Genomic DNA, 827 nt, shown 5'->3' with positions numbered 1-827 from the left:
GCGGGGAGGGGGGCGGGCTCGAGCGCCACGGGCAGCCGCTCACCCATGCGCGTGAGGCCCTCTGCGTCGCGGGCGCGGGCGTGCACGCGCGGATAGTCCTCGAAGGCGGTGCCCAGCCACCGGTCCAGCACCACCGTGAAGAGGCCGTAGTGCCCCTGGTAGCGCGCGTGGTGCATCGCGTGGAACGTGGGGGTGAAGAAGACGCGGCCCACCCAGGACGTCACGAAGCGTCGGGGCAGCCACTCCGTGTTGCCGTGCCCCAGCGCGTTGAGGGCGTAGTTGGTCAGCATGTAGGCCAGGATTCCGACCTGCGTGCCGGGCATCAGGTGGAGCGCCGCGAAGTGCAGGCCCAGCCCGCCGCCCATCAGCACCAGCCGCTCCACCACGGAGAACGACAGCGCGGTGAGAGGCTCCGTCACCCGCGCCACGTGGTGCTGCGCGTGGAAGCGGTAGAAGCGCGGCAGGTGCAGCAGCCGGTGCGTCGCGTAGAACCAGACCTCGAAGCCCACGAACATCCACGCGTACGTCCAGAGCGCCGTGGACAGGCGGAATGGCGCCAGCAGGGGGCCGGTGAAATAACGGAAGCCGGCGATGAGCACCGCGTCCGTCAGCACCACGCCCACCGCGGCCCACGCCTCGCTGCGCAGCTGCCCCTCCGCCCATTCCCGCCGGTACACCCGCAGGCGCTCCGCCACCCGCGTGCGCCACGCGAGCCAGCCCAGGGCCACGGTCAGCAGCTTCACCGTCCCGGAGATGAGGAGGACCACCAGGCCCAACACCGGCAGGGAGGGATTCCACGGCATCAAGGGGGCTCCGGGGGGCTCCGG

At 71.7% G+C, this 827-nt stretch carries 1 protein-coding gene; it reads right to left on the bottom strand.

Annotated features, from left to right (window positions below):
• The coding region (locus D7V93_RS43630) for a sterol desaturase family protein (protein ID WP_147451707.1) at positions 1–803 on the bottom strand (803 nt) is incomplete at its 3' end.
• Positions 804–827 lie beyond the last annotated feature (24 nt).

It is taken from the genome of Corallococcus llansteffanensis (assembly GCF_003612055.1).
Lineage (GTDB): Bacteria > Myxococcota > Myxococcia > Myxococcales > Myxococcaceae > Corallococcus > Corallococcus llansteffanensis.
Note: the sequence above shows the minus strand (reverse complement) of the source record. Positions and strands in the feature narration are given on the sequence as shown.